This window comes from Bradyrhizobium cosmicum (assembly GCF_032290525.1).
Taxonomy (GTDB): Bacteria; Pseudomonadota; Alphaproteobacteria; order Rhizobiales; family Xanthobacteraceae; genus Bradyrhizobium; species Bradyrhizobium cosmicum_A.
This window is the reverse complement of the sequence record NZ_JASXTA010000294.1, coordinates 1-264: the sequence shown is the minus strand read 5'-3', so window position 1 is coordinate 264 and position 264 is coordinate 1. Positions and strand designations below refer to the sequence as shown.

1 pseudogene is annotated in these 264 nt (G+C 64.4%); it reads left to right on the top strand.

Going from position 1 to position 264, the window contains the following annotated elements:
- Nucleotides 1-264 (top strand): annotated as a pseudogene (locus tag QSV46_RS40010) (extracellular solute-binding protein); the annotation flags it as partial.

Below are 264 nucleotides of genomic sequence, written 5' to 3'. Positions count from 1 at the left end.
ATCCAGGAGTCGCGCAACAAGGTCGACGACGAGGTCGTCTTCCTCCTGCCCGACAGCCCGACGGAGGTGTGGGTGGACAACTGGGTCATCCCCGCCGCCTCGGAGAACCCCGTGGCCGCCCACAAGTTCATCAACCTGATGCTCGACCCCGAGTACGCCGCGCGCGAGACCGAGTACCACCAGTACCCCGTCCCGGTGAAGGGCGTTCAGGGAATCGCCGACAAGAAGATCACCGGTAACGAGGTGATCTACGTCGCGCAGGAC